The sequence below is a fragment of the Actinosynnema sp. genome, from assembly GCF_052038725.1.
In genome coordinates this window covers 1-3,961 of record NZ_JBQGCX010001317.1, presented here as the reverse complement: position 1 = coordinate 3,961, position 3,961 = coordinate 1, and the positions used below count along the sequence as shown (strand labels likewise).

The 3,961-nt window shown below is 72.5% G+C and carries 4 protein-coding genes; all 4 read left to right on the top strand.

Features of this window, described 5'->3' with window-relative positions:
* Positions 1–812, top strand: an 812-nt coding sequence (locus ACTUAL_RS27790; protein WP_440902309.1) for an ATP-binding cassette domain-containing protein, incomplete at its 5' end; no start/stop codon positions are given.
* On the top strand, positions 805–2,637 hold the full coding sequence (locus ACTUAL_RS27785) for an ABC transporter ATP-binding protein (RefSeq protein ID WP_440902308.1): 1,833 nt from the start codon (positions 805–807) through the stop codon (positions 2,635–2,637). The genes ACTUAL_RS27790 and ACTUAL_RS27785, both read left to right, overlap by 8 nt.
* A 9-nt stretch (positions 2,638–2,646) precedes the next feature.
* Positions 2,647–3,387: a WbqC family protein gene (locus ACTUAL_RS27780; RefSeq protein WP_096495594.1), complete on the top strand. Its 741-nt coding sequence runs from the start codon at positions 2,647–2,649 to the stop codon at positions 3,385–3,387.
* Positions 3,384–3,961, top strand: a 578-nt coding sequence (locus ACTUAL_RS27775; protein WP_440902307.1) for a glycosyltransferase family 2 protein, incomplete at its 3' end; no start/stop codon positions are given. The genes ACTUAL_RS27780 and ACTUAL_RS27775, both read left to right, overlap by 4 nt.

Sequence of the window (3,961 nt, the reverse complement as noted above, 5' to 3'; positions counted from 1 at the left end):
CGGCTCGCCGCTCCCCCCCGGCGCCGGGGGACCCGGTCCGGTTCGAGGGCGTCACGTTCCGCTACCCCGGCCTGGACGAGTTGGTGCTCGACGGGCTCGACCTCGTCCTGCACCCCGGCCGGTCGCTGGCTGTCGTGGGCGACAACGGCGCGGGCAAGAGCACGCTCATCGCCCTGCTCGCCGGACTCCGCCACCCGGCTTCCGGCCGCGTCACCGCGGGGGGGATCGACCTGCGCGATGTCGACGAGAACGCGTGGCGCGCCCGCTTGTCCCCCGTCTTCCAGGACTTCGTCCACTACCCCTGGTCCGCCAGGGACAACATCGCGGTCGGCGCGAAGAGCCCGCTCACCGACGAGCAGCTGTGGGAGGTCGCCCGTGCCAGCGGGGCCGCCGAGGCGCTCGACGGGCTGCCGCGGGGGTTGGACACCCCGCTGTCCAAGGACTTCGACGGCGGAGCCGAGCTGTCCGGCGGCCAGTGGCAGCGGATCGCCCTCGCCCGCGCGCTGGCGGGCGCCCGGACCGGGGCGGATCTGCTGATCCTCGACGAGCCGACCTCGAACCTGGACGTGCGCGCCGAGGCCGAGGTGTTCGAGCGCTTCTTGGACGCCACGCGCGGAACGACGACCGTGCTCGTGTCGCACCGCTTCACGAACGTGCGCCGCGCGGACCGGATCGTGGTGCTCGACGGAGGTCGGATCACCGAGGACGGCACCCACGACGAGCTGATGGCGGCGAACGGGCACTACGCCAGGATGTTCCGCCTCCAGGCGGAGCGGTTCGCCGAGCGAGCGCCGGGAGGCGTCGATGCCTGACCCGATCCCCGCCCCGATGACGAAGGCGACCACCAGGTCTCGCTCCGGGGCTTCGCGCGCACTGCGGGTCGTCCTGGGGTACGCGTGGCGAGCCGATCGGCGGTTGTGCGCCGTCGTGGTCGCCATGCGGATCGCCGCAGGACTGCTGGAACCGCTCGGCGCCGTGGCGCTGGCACTGGTGGTGGACGCAGCGCTGCGCGGGGACGTGCAGGGCGCGATGTGGGCGGCCTCGTTGTTCGCCGTGGCCGACGCGGGCAGCTCCGCGCTCAACCACCCCGCGGGAAAGCTGGAACTGGCGCTGCGCGAGAAGACCGACCACGCCTTCCAGCGCGACCTGGCCAGGCTGTCCTCCGAACTCCCGACCGCTGAGCACCTCGAGCTGCCCGAGTACCTGGACAAGGTCGAGGTGGCGCGCAGCCAGTCGACGTCGTTGGGCGACCTGCTGGGCAGGCTGGTGGGACTGGCGCAGGTGGCGGTGCTCGGCGCGGTCACCCTCGTGGCACTGGCGACGGTCGACCCCCTGCTGCTGTCGCTGGTCCTCTTCGGCGTGCCGACGATCGTGTGGGGCGGCAAGGCGGAAGCGGTCCGCGCCCGCTTGGAGGACGGTCAGGCGTCGCGCCTGCGCATGGTCGACCGCTTGGTGGACCTGGTGGTCCGCCCCGGCTCGGCCAAGGAAGTGCGCGTCCTGCGCGCGGCCTCCGGGATCCAGGCCAGGACGACGGCCCTGTTCCAGGCCCTGATCGGCGAGCGCGACCGGGCCGAACGCCGGGCCGTGCTGCTGGTGTGCGCGGGGTGGCTCGTCTTCTCGACCGGGTTCGCCTGCGCGATCGCCCTCGTCCTGCTGCGCGCGATCCAGGGGCAGACCTCGCCCGGTGAGGTGCTGCTGGTGCTGGCGCTGGCCGTCAGGCTGCACGAGCAGATGGATGTGGTCACCCACTCCGTGGTGGGCGTGCGGCGGGCCCTGGTCACCGCGCGCCGCCTGTTGTGGCTGGTGGACTACGCGCGGGATCTGACGGGCCGGGGTGGGGCGCCCCTGCCCCGGCAGACCACCCCCGGACGCGGGATCGTGCTGGACCGCGTCAGCTTCCGGTATCCGGGAACCGATCGGGACGTGCTGCGCGACGTCCGCTTGGAGGTAGCCGCGGGGACGACCCTCGCCGTGGTCGGCGACAACGGCGCGGGCAAGACCACGCTCGTCAACCTCCTGTGCGGCCTCTACCGACCGACAGCGGGGCGCGTCCTGGTCGACGGGGTGGACCTGGCGGACGTCGACCCGCACGAGTGGCGGCGCGCGCTGTCTGCGTGCTTCCAGGACTTCGTCCGCTGGGAGCTGCTCCTCCGGGAAAGCGTTGGCATCGGTCAGCTGCCGCTGTCCGGGGACCTGGGGGGAGTGCTGGCCGCCGTCCGCCGAGCGGGTGGCGAGGAGGTGGTGGAGGGCCTGCCCCGGACCTGGGACACGCAGCTCGGCGCGCGCTGGCCGGGTGGTGTCGACCTCTCCGGCGGGCAGTGGCAGAAGATCGCCCTCGCCCGCGCCCTGATGCGCGTCAGCCCCGCCCTCCTGGTTCTCGACGAGCCCAGTTCCGGGCTCGACGCGGCGGGGGAGCACGCGCTGTTCGAGCGGTTCGCCAGGGCGGGGCTCCACGGCCGCGAGACCGGCGCGATCACCGTTCTGGTGTCGCACAGGTTCTCCACGGTGCGGATGGCCGATCGCATCGTCGTGGTCCAGGACGGTGGAATCGCCGAGATGGGCGCCCACGACGAGCTGATGGCTGCCGGAGGGCCGTACGCCCAGCTCTACGAACTCCAAGCCAACGGCTACCGGTAGGGGGATCGCGTGCGCACGCTCATGGCCCAGCAGCCCAACTACGCGCCCTACCTCGGTTTCTTCGACCGCGCGGCGCGGGCCGACGTCCTCGTCCTGCAGGACGACCTGAACTACGCCAAGCAGGAGTGGCAGAACCGCAACCGGGTCCGCTCCGGCGACTCGTGGCGGTGGTTGACGGTGCCCGTGCACGGATCGCACCGAGCCCCCATCCGCGACACGCGTCCGGTGGACGGCAGCTGGCTGCCCAGACACCTGCGCGTGTTGCGGCAGGAGTACCCCGGCAGCGCCTCCGGGGCGCGGATCGACGCGTTGTCCGAGGCACTGGGGCCGATTCGCGACACCACCCTCGCGGTGATCAACGAAGCGCTCATCCGCCACCTCATGGACGTCCTCGGCATCGACACCCCCATCGTGCGCGAGAGCGAGCTCGGCATCCCGCGCGTGCTGGAGCCCAACCGTCGCCTGCTCCTGCTGAGCGAGCTGCTCGGGTGCGACAGCTACCTGTCCGGCACGGGCGGGCGCAACTACGTCCAGCCCGAGCTGTGGCGCGCGGAGGGCGTGCTGCTGGAGGAGCACCTGTTCGCGCCGCTGCCCTACGGCGATCGGCGGGAGCACTGGCAGCCGAACCTGTCCGCCCTCGACCTCCTGCTGCTCTCCGCCGATCCGGCGGCCGAGTTCTCCCGAGCCCGACAGCGGTCGGGGCGCCAGCCGTGGACCGCGAACCGACCAGACCAGGTGGTAATCCCGTGAGCCAACCGCGAATCAGCGTCGTGCTGCCCTCGTACTGCTCCGACACCCGGCACGGGACATCACGCCTCCGGCTCACCCTCACCGGGTTCGGCAGGCAGACCCTTCCGCACGACGAGTACGAGGTCGTCGTCGTCGACAACCGGAGCGACCCGGTGCTGTCGGAGGTCATCCCCACCTGGGACCTCGGCTACACGCCCAGGGTGGTGCGCCGGGAGGAGATCGGGCTCGGCGGGGGCTACAACGCGGGTGTGGCCGCCGCACGCGCCCCGGTGGTGCTGCTGGCGCTGGACGACGAGGTGCCGTCCCCCGGCCTGCTGGAGTCGCACCTGGCTGTCAGGTCCACCCCGGCCGACCTGGTCATCGGCCGTTGCCGGTTCATGTTCCACACCCGTGTCTTCCTCGACGTGACGACGGCGCAGCAGGCGCCCGGAGCGTGGGAGGCCGCGCGCTCCAGCCCCGAGCTCTCGTGGCTGCACGAGGCGAGGTCGCCGCTGGCCCTGGACGAGAAACCCGTCACCGCCGAGGACGTGCGGGAGAGGTTCGACGTGCTGCTCGCGCTGTCCGGGCACGGCGG

What these genes read in the sequence shown, in the direction of transcription:
- ACTUAL_RS27785 (WP_440902308.1), top strand. Translation starts at nt 805, where the DNA reads ATGCCTGACCCGATCCCCGCCCCGATGACGAAGGCGACCACCAGGTCT.